The organism is Mucilaginibacter sp. P4_G9 (assembly GCF_056400985.1).
In genome coordinates this window covers 1-803 of the sequence record NZ_JBFUKF010000879.1, presented here as the reverse complement: position 1 = coordinate 803, position 803 = coordinate 1, and the positions used below count along the sequence as shown (strand labels likewise).

The following is an 803-nucleotide window of genomic DNA, read 5'->3' as shown; positions in this document are numbered from 1 at the left end:
TCATTATACTGGCGGGTTTTATTGTATTGCGCAACCCGGTATTCAAACTCATCAATAACATCAAGGATGCTATGCTGATTGCTTTCAGCACATCAACCAGCGAGGCGGCGTATCCGAAGGTTTTATTGGAACTTGAACGTTTTGGATGCAGTAATAAAATTGTAAGTTTTGTTTTGCCGCTTGGTTATTCATTTAATTTGGATGGAAGTATGATGTATATGACCTTTGCATCGCTGTTTTTGGCGCAGTCTTATGACATTCATTTGTCGTTCGGTCACCAGCTATCTATGTTGTTAGTGCTTATGCTTACCAGTAAGGGTGTTGCAGGTGTGCCACGTGCTTCGTTGGTTGTTATAGCGGGGACGCTATCTATGTTTAATATCCCCGAAGCTGGCTTGTTTTTACTTATAGGGATTGATCCAATATTGGATATGGGCAGGTCGGCTACGAATGTTTTGGGCAACGCAATGGCTACGGCGGTTGTTAGCAAGTGGGAGGGGGAACTGGAATAATTCCAGGAGCTATTATAAAAGCGTCAACGGTACGAAGCAGTCCCCGGCTAACAAAGCAACTCTGTATAGTATAGAAATCGCTTTGTGCTTCGCAATGACGGTTAGAAGAAAATTATCAATAATTAAAACATAATTCATTAATTAAAAATGTCAAGTCGTACCAAAAAAATATTTCTAATCTTTACTATTGTTGTTCCGTTTCTGCTTTACTGTTTTTACTACTATGGCATGATGATAAAAAACGCGCCATACAGGTATGCCGATTTTCAATCCATATGTATTCAATATGGG

1 protein-coding gene is annotated in these 803 nt (G+C 39.9%); it reads left to right on the top strand.

Features of this window, described 5'->3' with window-relative positions:
- The coding region (locus AC1DPZ_RS28320) for a dicarboxylate/amino acid:cation symporter (protein WP_477409818.1) at positions 1 to 512 on the top strand (512 nt) is incomplete at its 5' end.
- Positions 513 to 803: the final 291 nt, after the last annotated feature.